We start from the raw sequence: 14,439 nt of genomic DNA on the forward strand, positions 1-14,439 counted from the left end.
TCTTGACTAGCGGACGGGTAAGGGCGATGCAACGAACAACAAACCAAAAAAGGGAGAGACGTGTGGCAAGGCTGCCCCTGATTGACCCGGAGGCGACGAGCGGCGACATCCGCGCGTCCTTCGACCGCATGCCGGTCAAGCTCAACATTTTTCGCATGATGGCGCATGCCGAAGCCAACATGATCCCGGCGATGCGGCTCGGCAATTCCATCCTGCACAAGCAGAAGCTCAGTGCCGTCAATCGCGAGCTCCTGATCCTGCAGGCCGCGCAGCTCGAAGGCGGCGCCTATGAATGGCGCCAGCACGTGCCGATCGCGCTCGGCGTTGGCGTCACCCAGAGCCAGATTGACGCTGTGGAGCGCGGCGACTATGCCGACGCGTCGTTGAACGCCGCCGAGCAGGCGCTGCTGGTGTTCGGCCGGGAGGTCGTCGAGAAGGTGCGGGTGCAGGAGACCGCCTTTGCTGGCATGCGCAAGCACTTCAGCGACCAGGAGATCGTGGAATCGATCGTCGCGCTTGGTTTCTACATGATGATGGCGCGCCTCACCGAGGCGACCGAGACTGATCTCGATCCCGCCGCGGGCATGAAGGTGTATGACGGCGGCAAAAAACGGAGCTGAGATGGCGGAGAGCTCACACGACGACGGCAAGCCGGAACGCTATGTGCGTCCGCTCAGCGCGGAATCGTCGGGCACCGCGCCGGGCCGGGGCCGGCTCAACGGACGTCGCATCCTGATCGTCGGCGGCGGTCAGCGCGTCTTCGATGCGGCGACCGATCCGATCGGCAATGGCCGTGCCATGAGCGTTCTCTGCGCCCGCGAGGGCGCGCATGTCGCGGTTGCCGACGTCAACCGCGCGTCCGCCGAGGATACGGTTGCGCGCATCGCGGCTGAAGGCGGCCGCGCAACGGCTGTGGCGGCCGACGTCACGGCGGAGGCCGACGTCATCAGCATGATCGACGAAGCCCATCGCGTCATGGGCGGTCTTGATGGCATGGTCCTCAACATCGGCACTTTCGGCAAGATCGGGCTCGATAATGTCAGCACCGACGAGTGGAACAGGATCTACGACGTCAACGTGCGCGGGCCGATGCTGTGCTGCCGGGCGGCGCTGCCAAGATTCGAGAAGGGCGGCTCGATCGTGTTCATCTCCTCGATCGCGGCACTTCGCGCCGGCTCCCAGATGGCGGTCTACGATTCGTCCAAGGCGGCGCTTGGCGGCCTGATGCGCAACATCGCCCATCTCGGCGCGCGCAACGGCATCCGGGCGAACCTCGTCTATCCCGGCCTCGTGGACACGCCGAACGGCCGCGAGGCCGGCGCCGGCCGTCCCTCGCGCGGCAAGGGCCATATTCCCTTCGGCCGCCAGGCGACCGGCTGGGAGATCGCCTATGCCGTGCTGTTCTTCCTGTCGAATGAAAGTGTCTATGTCACCGCGCAGACGCTTGCGGTCGACAGCGGGCTGAGCGGGATGTAGGCCTGCGCATGATCCGGAAAAGTGCGCGGCGGTTTTCCGAAGAGATCATGCGCCAAACAAAAAAGCTAAAGCGCGATGACGCGCTTTAGCCACGCTGGAAACCGCCGTAGCTGCCCTTGTGAAACACCAGCGGATTGCAGGCGGCTTCCTCGCCCGACAGCACCTCGCCCAAAATGATGTCGTGATCGCCCGCCTTGTGGACGGCCGCGACCCGGCAGCAGAGTTGGGCCGCGGCGCCCTGCAGCAGCGGCAGGCCGTCGGCGCTAAAGGCAATGGATAAATCGTCGAACCGGCTCTCGAGCTTCCCAGTGAAACGCGCCGACAGCTCGGACTGATGCTGGCCGAGGATGTTCACCGAGAACAATCCGCGCTGCCGGATCGCCGCGCCCGTCGCGCTGCCTTCATTGGTACAAACGAGCAGCATGCAGGGTTGCAGCGACACCGACGTCAGCGAGTTGATGGTCGCGCCGAACAGGTCGCCCTCCCACTCCGTCGCGACGATGGCGACGCCGGTCGGGAAGGTGCCCATCACGGAGCGGAAGCGCTTGGGATCGATGGTCTGCATGTTCATGTTGCCACGGCCCCGCACCAGCGGACGGAGCGGCGTCGCCGCTCCGTCGACAAAAGTTACTTCTTCATCATGTGATAGCTGAGCTCGCCGGGGTCGGTGAGATCAGGCACCTTCCAGCCGTCGAGGTCGTATTCGGCCATGCAGTCCTCGGCAAAGCCCTTGAAGCGGTCGGCATTGCCGGAAGCCTGTGCGCCGAACAGGCAGTAGCGGCGGATCTCTTCCGTCGAGCCGCCATAGTTGATCTCGTAGAGCTCGTGACGGCCGCCGAACTCGCTGCCGAGACAGTCCCACAACAACTTGAGCAGCTTCACCCGCTCTTCGGCCTTGTAGCCGTTGGAGCCGCGCAGATAACGATCGAGGTAGGGGCGGATCTCGCCGTTCTTGAAGTCGCTGGAATGGCTGTTGAGATAGATCAGGCCTGACGCCACGGTTTGCTCGATCAGGTATTTCACCTTGGTGTAGGCCATGGTCGCGATGATCTGATAGGCATTGCCGGGATCCATGTTCGGCAGCACATAGTCGCCGATCCAGGGCTTTGGATCCCTGACCATCGCATCCGACAAGCTCCAGAACAGGTTTCGCCAGGCGATGACCTCGCCGACATTGGCCTGCACGCCGCGATAGTCCTTGGTGCCGGCGGCTTCCGTCGCCTTCAGCAGAAGCCCGCTGATGAAGTCGAGCTTGACCGCAAGCCGCGTGCAGCCATGCACGACGAAGCGCGGCAGAAAGCCGGTGCGCGGGAAGAAATTGTTGGCCTTCTCGATGTCGCCATAGACGAAGACGTTCTCCCAGGGCACCAGCACCTTGTCGAGAATGAACACGGCATCGTTTTCGTCGAGCCGGCTCGAGATCGGGTAGTCGAACGGACTGCCCATCACGCTCGCACTCATCTCGTAGGAGGTGCGGCAGATGAACTTCACGCCGGGCGCATTGGTCGGCACCATGAACACGACCGCGAATTTCTTGTCCTGCAGCGGGATCAGGCCGTGATGCGCGACAAAAGTGTAGTTGGTCAGCACCGATCCGGTCGCGACAACCTTTGCGCCTGACACGATCAGGCCGGCATCGGTCTCCTTCTCGATATGACAGCAGACGTCGGCGACTTCGTTCGGCGGACGATCGCGATCAACAGGCGGATGAATGATGGCGTGGTTGATGAAGGGCACGCGCTCCTGGCTGAATTTGTACCAGCGTTTTGCGTTGTCCTGGTACGGATCGTAGAAATCGGCATTGGCGCCCAGCGTTGCCAGGAACGCGGCCTTGTAGTCGGGCGCGCGGCCCATCCAGCCATAGGTGATCCTGGCCCATTCGGCGATCGCGCTGCGACCGGCGAGGAGGTCGTCCATGGTCTTGGGTGCCTTGAAGAAGGCATGCGTCACGCCGCCATTGCCGGTGTCGGTCGGCACCAACAGCTTGTCCTTGCGCTTGTCGTCGTGCAGCGCGTCGTAGAGGCGCGCGGTCATGCGCGCGGTGTTGCGGAAGGCCGGGTGCGTGGTGACGTCCTTGACCCGCTCGCCATAGATGTAGACGGCGCGATCGTCGCGCAGCGACTCCAGATATTCGGCGCCGGTTTGCGGCTTCGTCACTTTGACGTTGCCCGTGTGCTCCGGCGGGATCGCCATTGCCGCTGCCTTGCCAGCCATCGCATCATCTCCCCATCCATGTTCGATTATCGAACTAGTGTCCGTATTCCGAACTTGGCAAAACGATACGGCTGGTCCCGCCGATTGGCAAGGGGAGGGGCGCCGATCACACCGTCATCGAGGAGACCTGCTCGGCGATGCGGTTGAGCTCGGGGAGAAAGTGCTCGCGCATTTCGTTGCGCGTCGTTCGCGTCGAATGCGTCGACAGATTGATCGCGCCGACCGCCTGGCCGCTGCGGTCGAGCACGGGGACGGCGAGCGCGCGCAGGCCGCGCTCGAGCTCCTCGTCGACAATGGAGAAGCGCTGGGCGCGGTCGGCGCGGATGCGATCGAACAGCGCCTGCAGGTCGGTGATGGTCTGCGGCGTGTAGGCCTCGATGCGCTGCGACTTCAGCCGCCGCCAGATCTCGGCCTCGTCGAGATAGCCGAACATGATCCGCCCCAGCGCCGTGTGCAGTGCCGGCAGGCGGCTACCGACCGACAGCGCCGCAGACATGATCCTGCGGGCCGGGACGCGTGCGACGTAGACGATGTCGTTGCCTTGCAGGATCGCCGCCGAACAGGATTCGCCGAGCCGTTCGCTGAGCTCGCGCATCAACGGCGTCGCGCGATCGATCCAGCTCTGCGTCGAGAGATAGGCAAAGCCGAGGTCGAGGATCTGCGGTGCCAGCGAGAACGAGCGGCCGTCCTGCTCGACATAGCCGAGCTGGGTCAGCGTGCGCAGCACGCGCCGCGCGGTGGCGCGCGAGAGGTCCGTGACCTCAGCGGCTTCCGACAAGGTCATGGTCGGCCGCTGCCGCCCGAACGCGCCGAGCACCGCGAGCCCCTTGGCAAGGGTGGTCATGAACTCCTTGTCGTCGGGCTCGCCCTTGCGATGCCCAGGCTCGCCTCTGCGATGCCCGGGATCGCCCTTGTGGTGCTGCGGAGACTGCGTCATGCGCGGGCCTGTTGACTCCATCTGGGGTCTGGCGGACACTGGTCGACATACGAACGTATGTTCGAATATCGAACGCCGGCCCGTGTGTCAATCGATCCACGATGAGAATCCGGCGCATCCAGAGGGGAGGACGCGCAGATGACCTGCCACAAGATCAGCTCGACTCATCGTCATTCCATCGACCGCCGCACGCTCCTGAAATATTCGGCCGCAACCGGCGCCGCGCTCGCGGTGGGACTGAAGGCGCCCGCGATCGCGCAGACGCGCGCGATCAAGCTCGGCTATGTCTCGCCGCTCACCGGGCCGCTCGCAGCTTTCGCCGAAGCCGACAACTTCATCATCACGAATTTCAAGGAAGTGGCGAAGGCCGGCCTCAAGATGGGTAACGCCACCGTGCCGGTCGAGGTCATCGTCAAGGACAGCCAGTCCAATCCGAACCGCGCCGCCGAGGTCGCAAAGGACCTGATCGTTCAGGACAAGATCGACCTGATGCTGGTGGCATCGACGCCGGAGACGACCAACCCGGTCTCGACCCAGTGCGAGATCGAGGAGGTGCCGTGCATCTCCACCGTTGCGCCGTGGCAGCCCTGGTTCATCGGCCGCCAGGCCAATCCCGGCGGCGGCCCGCCGGCGTGGAAAGGCTTCAACTACACCTATCACTTCTTCTGGGGACTCGAGGACGTCATCGCGGTCTTCACCAACATGTGGAGCCAGGTCGCGACCAACAAATCCGTCGGCGGCTTGTTTCCGAACGACGGCGACGGCAATGCCTGGGGCGACAAGGCCGTGGGCTTTCCGCCGGTGCTGGAGAAGGGCGGCTACAAGCTCACCGATCCCGGCCGCTACCAGAACCTCACCGACAATTTTTCCGCGCAGATCGGCGCGTTCAAGGGCGCCAGTTGCGAGATCATCACCGGCGTTGTGCTGCCGCCGGACTTCACCACCTTCTGGAAGCAGTCGCTGCAGCAGGGTTTCAAGCCGAAGGTCGCCTCCATCGGCAAGGCGATCCTGTTCCCCGTCGCGGTCGAGGCGCTGGGCAAGGATGGTCACAATCTGTCGTCAGAAGTCTGGTGGTCGCCGAGCCATCCCTTCAAATCGTCCTTGAACGGCATGAGCGCAAAAGATCTCGCCGGCGCCTATGAGGCCGCGACCAAGAAGCAATGGACGCAGCCGATTGGCTTTGCCCACGCGCTGTTCGAGGTGGCCGTCGACGTGCTCAAGCGCACGCCGGATCGCGACGGCAAGGCGATCGCCGCGACGATCGCCGCCACCAATCTCGACACCGTCGTTGGCAAGGTGCAGTGGGGGGCTGCGAACCTGCCGCCCTTCGCCGCCAAGAACGTCGCGAAGACGCCGCTGGTCGGCGGCCAGTGGCGGTTCAAGGACGGCAAATACGATATCGTCATCACCGACAACAAGACGGCGCCGGCGATTCCCGTCGGTGGCCAGATGGAGGCCATCGCCTGATCGCGCGGCGCGTTGATCCCTCATGCTGCTGGAAGTCGCCGGCCTGAAGAAAAGCTTTGGCTCGATCGTCGTCGCCGACGATCTCGATCTCGTGGTTGCGCCCGGCGAGGCGGTCGGCATCATCGGGCCGAACGGCGCCGGCAAGACCACGCTGTTCAACCTGATCGCCGGCGGCCTGACGCCGACCGCCGGCCACATTCGTTTTGACGGCCGCGATCTCGCGGGCATACCGCCGCCCCGCCGCTGCCGCGCCGGCATCGGCCGCACGCATCAGATCCCGCAGCCCTTTGAAAAGCTCACCGTGTTCGAGAACCTGCTCGTCGGCGCGGTCTACGGCCGGCAAAAATCCGAGCGCGAGGTCACCCAATCCTGTGGCGAGATTCTGGAGCGGCTTGGCCTGCTCAAGCGCGCCAACGTACTCGCAGGCTCGTTGACGCTACTCGAGCGCAAGCGTCTTGAAATGGCGCGCGCGCTCGCGACCGCGCCAAAACTCCTGCTGCTCGACGAGATCGCCGGTGGTCTGACCGAAGGGGAGTGCCTCGAACTCGTCGCCACGATCAGGGATATCAGCAAGACCGGCGTCGCGATCCTCTGGATCGAGCATATCGTGCACGCGTTGCTCGCCGTGATCGACCGTCTCGTCGTGCTCAATTTCGGCCGCAAGATCGCGGAGGGCGTTCCGAAGGAGGTGATGCGGCGGCCGGACGTGCATCAGATCTATATCGGCATCGAGGCCTGACCCATGCCGCTGCTGGAGACCCGCAACCTCAAGGCCTTCTACGGCGACTTCCAGGCGCTCTATGGCATCGATACGACGCTCGACCGAGGCGAGACGATCGCCATCATCGGCGCCAACGGAGCGGGGAAGTCGACCTTCCTCAAATCCATCGCAGGGCTCATTCACGGCTCGGCCGACAGCGTGCTGCTCGACGGCATCCCGGTCGGCGCGCGACCGGCGGCCGAGATCGTCAAGCTCGGCATCGCGCTCGTGCCGGAGGGGCGGCGGCTGTTTCCCTCGCTCACGGTCGAAGAGAATCTGCTAATCGGCGGCTATGGCCGCAAGGCGAGCAGCGCGTGGACGCTGGATCGCGTCTATGCGTTGTTCCCGATCCTGCGGGAGCGGCGGTCCTCCGCGACGCCGACCCTGTCCGGCGGCCAGCAGCAGATGGCCGCGATCGGCCGCGCGCTGATGTCCAATCCCCGCATTCTCCTCTGTGACGAGATCAGTCTCGGCCTCGCGCCGATCGTCATCGCCGACATCTATGCGGCGCTGCCGCAGATCAAGGCAGAGGGGACCAGCGTCGTGCTGGTCGAGCAGGACATCGTGCAGGCGATGAAGGTCGCCGATCGGGTCTACTGCTTCCAGGAGGGCCGCCTGTCGCTCACCGGGCGTCCGCGCGATCTCACGCGCGACCAGATCCACCGCGCGTATTTCGGGGTGTGAGATGACCGGCTGGCTCGATGCATTGATCCAGGGCGTGTTGCTCGGCGGCCTCTACGCTCTGTTCGCGGCCGGGTTGTCGCTGATGTTCGGCGTGATGCGGCTGGTCAACCTCGCCCATGGCGACCTCATCGTGCTCGCCGCCTTCGCGATCCTGGTCGTCGCAACAAAACTCGGCCTCGATCCCTTCGTCGCGGTGCTGGTGGCGATCCCGATCCTGTTCGTCATCGGCTTCGCACTTCAGCACGTGCTGTTGAACCGCACGCTGGGGCGCGATCTGCTGCCGCCGCTGCTCGTCACCTTCGGCCTCTCCATCATCATCCAGAACGGCCTGTTGCAGCTCTTCTCGGCCGACAGCCAGCGTCTCCGCTCCGGCGCCATCGAGACCGCCTCGATTCCGCTTGGCGGTGGCATTGCGGTCGGGGTCGTGCCGCTGTTGACACTTTTGTCCGCCATCGCCGTGATCGTGCTGCTCAACTTTATTTTTTACCACACCCCGATCGGCCGCGCCTTCCGCGCCACGTCCGACGATCTCGAAGTTGCCCAGCTCATGGGCGTGGATCACCGCCGAATCTTCGCCGTCGCGATGGGGCTTGCCTCCGTCGTGATCGCCATCGCAGCGCTCTATCTCGGGCTGCGGGCGAATTTCGATCCGACCATCGGTCCGGCGCGGCTGCTCTATGCCTTCGAGGCCGTGATCATCGGCGGCCTCGGCAGTTTTTGGGGCACGCTTGCCGGCGGCATCGTGCTCGGGCTTGCGCAAACCATCGGTGCGCGCATCGATCCGGAGTGGCAGATTTTGGCGGGCCATCTTGCCTTCCTGGCGGTACTCGTGGTGCGGCCGCGCGGCCTGTTTCCGCGGGCACAGGATTGACCGCGATGGATGACGCCGCAGCCAGGCCACCGCAGACCTTCCGCATCGAGACCGCCGGGCGCGCTGTGCGAGTGACTATCGTTGCCGCCATCGTTGTCCTGCTGGCGCTGGCGCTGCTTCCGATGTTCGCCGGCCGCACCCTGATCCAGGATCTGATCTTCCTGTTCTACATGCTGGCGCTGGCACAGTGCTGGAATCTCCTTGCCGGCTATGCCGGGTTGATCTCGGTGGGACAGCAGGCCTTCGTCGGCCTCGGCGGCTATCTCCTGTTCGCGCTCACGCTGATCGGCGGCCTCAATCCCCTGCTTGCGATCCCTCTTGCGGGCATCATCTCCGCACTGTTCGCGCTGCCGACGGCCCTGATCGTGTTCCGCCTGCGCGGCGCCTATTTTGCGATCGGCACCTGGGTCGTGGCCGAGGTCTATCGCCTGGTCTTCGCGCAAATTAAGCCGCTCGGCGGGGGCACCGGGACATCCCTGACGCCGTCGATCACCTCGTCTGTCCCCGGCATCGACTGGGTGAAGGCATTGCTCGACGTGCGCACGCCGGCGGCCCGTGACATCGTCTCCTATTGGGTGGCGCTGGCGCTGGTGGCCTGCACGCTTGCCGCCGTCTATTTCATCCTGCGCTCGCGCCGTGGCCTTGCGCTCGGCGCGATCCGCGACCAGGAGGCTGCAGCCTCAGGTCTTGGCGTCGACATCTACCGCATCAAGCTCGCCGTTTATGTCGCGACCGCCGCCATCACCGGCATGATCGGTGCGCTCATCTATCTCCAGAAGGCGCGCATCTCGCCCGACGCCGCCTTTTCGGTGCTGGACTGGACCGCGTATGTCATCTTCATCGTCGTCATCGGCGGCATCGGCACGATGGAAGGCCCGGTGATCGGCGCCATCATCTTCTACCTGATGCAGCGCTACCTCGCCGATTTCGGCGCGTCCTATCTCATTCTGCTCGGCACGCTTGGCATCGTCGTCATGCTGTTCGCGCCAAGAGGCCTCTGGGGCCTGGTTGCCGAGCGTTACGGCCTGACGCTGTTTCCGACCCGGCGCCGGCTCGTCACTGAGGCTGACAAGCGCGTCCAGCTCAACCCTTGAAGGTCGGCTGGCGCGGGTGGATGACGTCCTTGAAGTCGGTAAACTCCTTCCACTTCGGCTCCAGCGCGGCGCACCCGGCCTGCGGCGTGTAGACCGACGGTTCGGTCATCTGCATCGCCGGAATGTAGCGCGGGCAATTCGGGAAGATCGCGCGTGCGGTGACGCGCACGATGAGCTGCGCGCCGACGGTCTCGGCAAGCAGCGGATCGTTGTCACTGACGCGAGCCTCGCCGTTGACGCGCAGCCGCCGCGGCTTGCCGTGCATGGCGATGAAGAGCAGGCCGATGCTCGGATTGACCGTGACGTTGCCGAGGCTCTTGAACATCCCGTTGCCGTCATAGTCCGGGAATGCAATCTCGGACGCGCCGGTCACGCGCACGAAGCCGGGCGGGCCGCCCTTGAACGAGCAGTCCGGCCGTCCGTCCGCGTCCGCCGTCGCCAGGAAGAAATAGGGCAGGCTCTCGATGAAGAGCTTGTCGTCCGCCGAAAACTCCTTGCGGGTGAGCTTTTCCTCCAGCCGGTCCGAGATGCGGCGGCTGTCGAAGCGGTCCTGCAACTGCCGATTTCCATCGTGAAACATCACGGTCTCTGGCATGGCTTCCTCCCGGGGGCGCGCGCCTGCGAGACTACGCCTTTCGCGCCGGCTCGGATATGGTTCTCTTTGTCCGCACCTCGTCCAACACCGGGAGGCCCAGATGCTCACGCTCTACGGAAACCCAAGGTCGCGCGCCATGCGCTGCATGTGGATGCTCGAGGAGGTCGGGCAGCCCTATCAGCTCATCGAAAAGAGCGTGCGCGCCGACGACCTGCAGACCGCCGAATACCGCAAGCTCAACCCCAATGCCCGCATTCCGACGTTGGTCGACGGCGACCTCGTGCTCTGGGAGTCGATGGCGATCAACCTCTATCTGGCGCAGAAGTACGATGGGCCAATGCGCGCCGGTCCCGAAGTGTACGGCCTCGCCGCTCAATGGAGCTTTTGGGCGATGCTCGAGACAGAAGCCCTGCTTTTCGATCTGCTCCTGCATCGCGCCTTGCTGCCGGAATTCACGCGCGATGCATCGCATGCGGAGCGCGCCGAGCTCCTGCTCGGCAAGCCGCTTCATATCTTGGACGATGCACTGGCGCGGCAGGGGTATCTCGCAGGGCCGGACTTCACGGTCGCCGACCTCAACGTCGCCGGCATTCTCGCGTGGGGCAAGATGGCGAAGCTTGATCTGTCGGTGTATCCGCGCGTGCGGGAATGGCTGGATCGCTGCATGGCGCGGCCTGCCTACAAGCGCGTGCGCGAGCTCGCGAGGGCGTAGTCCGCCAAGCGTTCGCGGCCTAAGCTCACCGTTCGTGCAAAACCTCCTGGCTGTAGCGGCGCAGCGGCGACAGCAAATAGCTCAGGATCGTGCGCGTACCGGTCTTGATCTCGGCCGTCACGGCCATGCCGGGCGACAGATTGACCGCCCGGCCGTCGACCTGCATCTGCGTACGATCGAGCGAGATGCGCGCGCTGTAGCTCAGTTCCTGGCCGTTCGGCTCGCTGCTGTCACGCTCGGTGCCCAGCGCACGGTCGCTCGGCCGATCCATCGGCCGTTCGCGGATGATGGCATCCTGGGAGACGCTGAGCACGGTGCCGCGCAGCAGCCCGTAGCGGGTGAAGTTGAAAGTGTCGATCTTGACCTCGGCGCTCTGTCCGGCTTCGACGAAGCCGATATCGCGGTTCGGAATCATCGCCTCGATCTCGAGCTGGCTGTCGCTCGGAACGATCACCAGTAGCGACTGCGCCGGGGTGACGACGCCGCCGACCGTATGGATCGTGAGTTGCTGCACGACGCCGTCCACTGGAGCGGTCAGCCGTTGCAGGCTGGTCCTCTGCTGGGCCTTGATCAGGTCCATGGCGAGGCCATTAGCCTTCTGCTCGCTCTTGGCAAGATCGTCCGAAAGCGAGCGCCTGAATTCGGCGACCGCCTGGGCCCGCGTCTCCTGGATCGCCGCGACCGCGGCGTCCGTCTCGCGCAGATGGCTTTTCTGGATGCTCAGCTCCTCCTGCTGGTCGACCAGCAGTTGCAGCACCTCGTAGTAGGTCAGCTTGGAGCCGATCTCCTTCTCCATCAGCGTTTTGCGGATATCGACGCGCTGCTGGATCACAGGGATGAGCTGCTCGAGCTTGTGAATCGCGGCAAGCGTGGTTTGGTGCTCGGCTTCCTTCTGGCCCTGCTGCCGTGTCAGCGCGGCGACCTTGGCGCGATGCTCGTTGATCTGGCTGAGCAGAAGCTGGCGTTGGGTTGCCACCAGCGCGGGATCGGCATCGGCGGGTGCGACGAGATCGACGCTCCCTCGTTCGCTGCTTGCGAGTGCTGCGCGCAGACGGGCGATGTTGAGCTGCTCGGCGCGCAGATCGTCGCGCAAATGATCCCGATCGGCGGCGTTGGCCGTGGGGTCGAGCTCGATCAGCACGTCGCCGGCCCTAACCGTCTGTCCGTCCTGAACGCGGATGGCCCGTACCACGCCGGTCTCGAACGGCTGAACCACCTTGCTGCGTCCGTTCGATACGATCTTCCCCGGCGCAGAGGCGACGATATCGATGGTGCCCCACGCCGCCCACGCGAGGGCCGCGCAGAACAATGCGATGACCGTTGCCGCGATGCCGTGGCCGATCGGCGAGGGCGGGGTGTCCATGACCTCGATAGCAGCGGGCAGGAAGGCCAGCTCTTGGGTTGGTCTGCCGCTCGTCTGGCGAAACGCGACGACGTTTGGTTTGATCGCCGCGGCTGCCGCAGGATTAGCCGACCTCATGGAGCCCTCCCTGGAGACGATAGAGCGCGGAATAGGGACCGCCGTTCCTGATCAGCACCTCATGGGAGCCGTCCTCGACGAGACGGCCACGCTCGAGCGTGAAGATGCGGTCGGCACCACGCACGGTGGAGAGACGATGGGCGATGATCAGAACGGTGCGTCCCCGCGCGATCTCCTTCATGTTCTGCTGGATGATGCGCTCGCTCTCGTAATCGAGTGCGCTGGTGGCTTCGTCGAAGATCAGGATCTTTGGATCGCTCACGAGGGCGCGGGCGATCGCCAGCCGCTGCCGCTGGCCGCCTGATAGTGTCGAGCCGCGCTCGCCGACTGCGGTGTCGTAGCCCTCGGGCAGCTCCAGGATGAAGTCGTGCGCGCCGGCAAGCCTTGCAGCGGCAATGACGCGTTCCATCGGCATGGCGGGATCGCTCAGGGCGATGTTGTCGCGAACGGTGGCGTTGAACAGCACGTTTTCCTGGAGCACGACGCCGATCTGCCGCCGCAGCCAGGCGGGGTCGGCCATCACGACGTCCATGCCGTCGATCAGGACGCGGCCGCCTTGCGGCACGTAAAGCCGCTGCACCAGTTTTGCAAAAGTGCTCTTGCCGGAGCCCGACGGGCCGACGATGCCGACCGTCTGTCCCGCCGGCACCTCGAACGACACGTCGTTCAACACCTCCTGGCCGTCGACGCGGTAGCGAAACGTGACATGGTCGAAGTGGATTCGGCCCTGGAGGGCGGGCAGTGCCGCGCGCGCGGTCGCATAGGTCGGTTCGGGCGTGGTGTTGAGGATGTCGCCGAGCCGGGCAATCGAAAGCCGGGCCTGATGAAAATCCTGCCAGAGCTGCGCCAGCCGCAGCACCGGCGTGCTCACCCGGCTGGCCAAAATGTTGAAGGCCACGAGTTCGCCGACCGACATGCTGCCGCCGATCACCAGCCTCGCACCGAAATAAAGGATCGACGCCGTGACGACCTTGCTCACGAACTGCACGAGCTGGCTCGCGGTGTTGCCGAGGCTCAGGACGCGGAAGCTCGATGTGACGTAGCCGGCAAGCTGCTCCTCCCAGCGCCGCTGCATCTGCGGCTCGACCGCCATGGCCTTCAGCGTCTCGATGCCAGTCACGCTTTCGACCAGAAACGCCTGGTTCTCGGCACCACGGCGGAACTTTTCGTCGAGCCGCCGGCGGAACAACGGTGCCGCTATGGCGGAGATCGCGATGTAGAACGGGAACGAGGCAAGCACGATCGCGGTCAGAAGCGGCGAATAGGCGAACATCACCGCGAGGAAGACCGAGGTGAAGAGCAGGTCGATCACGAGCGTCAACGCCGAGCTGGTCAGGAAATTGCGGATGTTCTCGAGCTCGCGGACCCGCGCCACGGAATCGCCGACACGCCGCGCCTGGAAGTAGGACATCGGCAGCGCCAGCAAATGCCTGAACAGCCGCGCGCCGAGCTCGACGTCGATCCGGTTGGTCGTGTGCGCGAACAGATAGGTGCGCATGATGCCGAGCACCGTCTCGAACAGCGAAATGGTCACGAGGCCGATCACCAGCACGTCGAGCGTGGTCACCGAGCGGTGCACCAGCACCTTGTCGATGACGACCTGGAAGAACAGCGGCGAGACCAGGGAGAAGAGCTGGAGAAAGAACGAGGCCACCAGCACCTCGCCGAGCAGGCGCCGGTATTTGCCCATCGCGCTCAGGAACCAGGTGATGCCGAAGCGCCTGGAGAGGTCGGAGAGGCCGGCCCGCCGCGTCATCAGGATGAGGCCGCCATCCCAGATCGCGGTGAGCTCGGGGCGCGTCATCAGCCGGGGACGCGGCCCGTGCGGTGGCTGAACCAGCACCTTCTCGATGCCTGCCTCGTCGCCGGCCTTGGCGATCACCATGAAGCTGCCGTCGCGCAGCAGGGCGATGGCGGGCAGGGGCGTCTTCATCAGGCGCGACCAGTCGCTGCGGCAGGCGCGCGCCTTCAGCCCGAGATCCCCAGCGCACCGGAGGATATCCGATGCGCCGAGGGTGGCCGATCCCAGCCGATGTCTGATCTGTTCGCGATCGGCCGGGACGTTCTGGAGGTGCAGTAACGTTAGGAGTGCGTTGAGCCCAGACTCATCGCTCCCTGTCTCACGATCGGTCGTCATCTGGTTCCTCCG

The 14,439-nt window shown here is 64.7% G+C and carries 14 protein-coding genes; 8 read left to right on the plus strand and 6 right to left on the minus strand.

The genetic code is table 11. From position 1 onward, the window contains the following. Positions 1–62 precede the first annotated feature (62 nt). Both KUF59_RS11510 and KUF59_RS11515 read left to right on the plus strand, forming a co-directional pair. Entirely contained in the window at positions 63–620 is a 558-nt protein-coding gene (locus tag KUF59_RS11510; protein WP_212457321.1) for a carboxymuconolactone decarboxylase family protein, read from the plus strand. A gap of 1 nt (position 621) precedes the next feature. Further along, on the plus strand, positions 622–1,476 hold the full coding sequence (locus KUF59_RS11515; protein WP_249140176.1) for an SDR family NAD(P)-dependent oxidoreductase: 855 nt from the start codon (positions 622–624) through the stop codon (positions 1,474–1,476). An 85-nt stretch (positions 1,477–1,561) separates the two neighbouring features. On the opposite strand, the gene KUF59_RS11520 is transcribed toward KUF59_RS11515, so the two are convergent. The 3 genes from KUF59_RS11520 to KUF59_RS11530 form a co-directional block, all read right to left on the minus strand. Continuing rightward, a complete protein-coding gene (locus tag KUF59_RS11520) occupies positions 1,562–2,047 on the minus strand; it encodes a flavin reductase family protein (RefSeq protein WP_212457319.1) in 486 nt (161 codons plus the stop codon). A 56-nt stretch (positions 2,048–2,103) separates the two neighbouring features. Then, positions 2,104–3,690: a 4-hydroxyphenylacetate 3-hydroxylase N-terminal domain-containing protein gene (locus tag KUF59_RS11525; RefSeq protein WP_249140175.1), complete on the minus strand. Its 1,587-nt coding sequence runs from the start codon at positions 3,688–3,690 to the stop codon at positions 2,104–2,106. Positions 3,691–3,796: 106 nt separating this feature from the next. Continuing rightward, entirely contained in the window at positions 3,797–4,627 is an 831-nt protein-coding gene (locus KUF59_RS11530) for an IclR family transcriptional regulator domain-containing protein (protein WP_212457318.1), read from the minus strand. Positions 4,628–4,765: 138 nt separating this feature from the next. Here KUF59_RS11530 and KUF59_RS11535 point away from each other — a divergent pair, with 138 nt between their 5' ends. Genes KUF59_RS11535 through KUF59_RS11555 form a run of 5 tightly spaced genes read left to right on the plus strand, consistent with a single transcriptional unit; the run spans position 4,766 to position 9,503 of the window. Further along, positions 4,766–6,094, plus strand: a complete 1,329-nt coding sequence (locus KUF59_RS11535; protein ID WP_212457317.1) for an ABC transporter substrate-binding protein — start codon at positions 4,766–4,768, stop codon at positions 6,092–6,094. 22 nt (positions 6,095–6,116) lie between these two features. Beyond that, positions 6,117–6,833 (plus strand): ABC transporter ATP-binding protein, encoded by a 717-nt coding sequence (locus KUF59_RS11540; RefSeq protein WP_212457316.1) that lies wholly within the window; start codon positions 6,117–6,119, stop codon positions 6,831–6,833. A 3-nt stretch (positions 6,834–6,836) separates the two neighbouring features. Then, complete coding sequence (locus KUF59_RS11545; protein ID WP_212457315.1) at positions 6,837–7,538, plus strand: ABC transporter ATP-binding protein; 702 nt, start codon at positions 6,837–6,839, stop codon at positions 7,536–7,538. 1 nt (position 7,539) lies between these two features. Beyond that, positions 7,540–8,409, plus strand: a complete 870-nt coding sequence (locus KUF59_RS11550; RefSeq protein ID WP_258769455.1) for a branched-chain amino acid ABC transporter permease — start codon at positions 7,540–7,542, stop codon at positions 8,407–8,409. 5 nt (positions 8,410–8,414) lie between these two features. Next, positions 8,415–9,503: a branched-chain amino acid ABC transporter permease gene (locus KUF59_RS11555; RefSeq protein WP_258769456.1), complete on the plus strand. Its 1,089-nt coding sequence runs from the start codon at positions 8,415–8,417 to the stop codon at positions 9,501–9,503. Here the strand turns inward: KUF59_RS11555 and KUF59_RS11560 are convergent. Then, positions 9,493–10,098, minus strand: a complete 606-nt coding sequence (locus KUF59_RS11560; RefSeq protein WP_212457312.1) for a pyridoxamine 5'-phosphate oxidase family protein — start codon at positions 10,096–10,098, stop codon at positions 9,493–9,495. The two genes, KUF59_RS11555 and KUF59_RS11560, sit on opposite strands and share 11 nt — an antisense overlap. A gap of 100 nt (positions 10,099–10,198) precedes the next feature. Here KUF59_RS11560 and KUF59_RS11565 point away from each other — a divergent pair, with 100 nt between their 5' ends. Further along, positions 10,199–10,810, plus strand: coding sequence for a glutathione S-transferase family protein (locus tag KUF59_RS11565; RefSeq protein WP_212457311.1), 612 nt, complete (start codon positions 10,199–10,201; stop codon positions 10,808–10,810). Positions 10,811–10,835: 25 nt separating this feature from the next. Here the strand turns inward: KUF59_RS11565 and KUF59_RS11570 are convergent, their stop codons facing one another. Both KUF59_RS11570 and KUF59_RS11575 read right to left on the minus strand, forming a co-directional pair. Beyond that, positions 10,836–12,290, minus strand: coding sequence for an HlyD family type I secretion periplasmic adaptor subunit (locus tag KUF59_RS11570; protein WP_212457310.1), 1,455 nt, complete (start codon positions 12,288–12,290; stop codon positions 10,836–10,838). Beyond that, positions 12,277–14,427, minus strand: a complete 2,151-nt coding sequence (locus tag KUF59_RS11575; protein WP_212457309.1) for a type I secretion system permease/ATPase — start codon at positions 14,425–14,427, stop codon at positions 12,277–12,279. Before KUF59_RS11575 ends, KUF59_RS11570 begins: the two co-directional genes overlap by 14 nt. Positions 14,428–14,439: the final 12 nt, after the last annotated feature.

It is taken from the genome of Bradyrhizobium arachidis, assembly GCF_024758505.1.
GTDB classification, from domain to species: Bacteria; Pseudomonadota; Alphaproteobacteria; order Rhizobiales; family Xanthobacteraceae; genus Bradyrhizobium; species Bradyrhizobium manausense_C.

What these genes read in the sequence shown, in the direction of transcription:
- KUF59_RS11525 (WP_249140175.1), bottom strand. Translation starts at nt 3,690, where the DNA reads ATGGCTGGCAAGGCAGCGGCAATGGCGATCCCGCCGGAGCACACGGGC.
- KUF59_RS11550 (WP_258769455.1), top strand. Translation starts at nt 7,540, where the DNA reads ATGACCGGCTGGCTCGATGCATTGATCCAGGGCGTGTTGCTCGGCGGC.
- KUF59_RS11570 (WP_212457310.1), bottom strand. Translation starts at nt 12,290, where the DNA reads ATGAGGTCGGCTAATCCTGCGGCAGCCGCGGCGATCAAACCAAACGTC.
- KUF59_RS11540 (WP_212457316.1), top strand. Translation starts at nt 6,117, where the DNA reads ATGCTGCTGGAAGTCGCCGGCCTGAAGAAAAGCTTTGGCTCGATCGTC.
- KUF59_RS11515 (WP_249140176.1), top strand. Translation starts at nt 622, where the DNA reads ATGGCGGAGAGCTCACACGACGACGGCAAGCCGGAACGCTATGTGCGT.
- KUF59_RS11545 (WP_212457315.1), top strand. Translation starts at nt 6,837, where the DNA reads ATGCCGCTGCTGGAGACCCGCAACCTCAAGGCCTTCTACGGCGACTTC.
- KUF59_RS11575 (WP_212457309.1), bottom strand. Translation starts at nt 14,427, where the DNA reads ATGACGACCGATCGTGAGACAGGGAGCGATGAGTCTGGGCTCAACGCA.
- KUF59_RS11565 (WP_212457311.1), top strand. Translation starts at nt 10,199, where the DNA reads ATGCTCACGCTCTACGGAAACCCAAGGTCGCGCGCCATGCGCTGCATG.
- KUF59_RS11535 (WP_212457317.1), top strand. Translation starts at nt 4,766, where the DNA reads ATGACCTGCCACAAGATCAGCTCGACTCATCGTCATTCCATCGACCGC.
- KUF59_RS11530 (WP_212457318.1), bottom strand. Translation starts at nt 4,627, where the DNA reads ATGACGCAGTCTCCGCAGCACCACAAGGGCGATCCCGGGCATCGCAGA.
- KUF59_RS11560 (WP_212457312.1), bottom strand. Translation starts at nt 10,098, where the DNA reads ATGCCAGAGACCGTGATGTTTCACGATGGAAATCGGCAGTTGCAGGAC.
- KUF59_RS11520 (WP_212457319.1), bottom strand. Translation starts at nt 2,047, where the DNA reads ATGAACATGCAGACCATCGATCCCAAGCGCTTCCGCTCCGTGATGGGC.
- KUF59_RS11555 (WP_258769456.1), top strand. Translation starts at nt 8,415, where the DNA reads ATGGATGACGCCGCAGCCAGGCCACCGCAGACCTTCCGCATCGAGACC.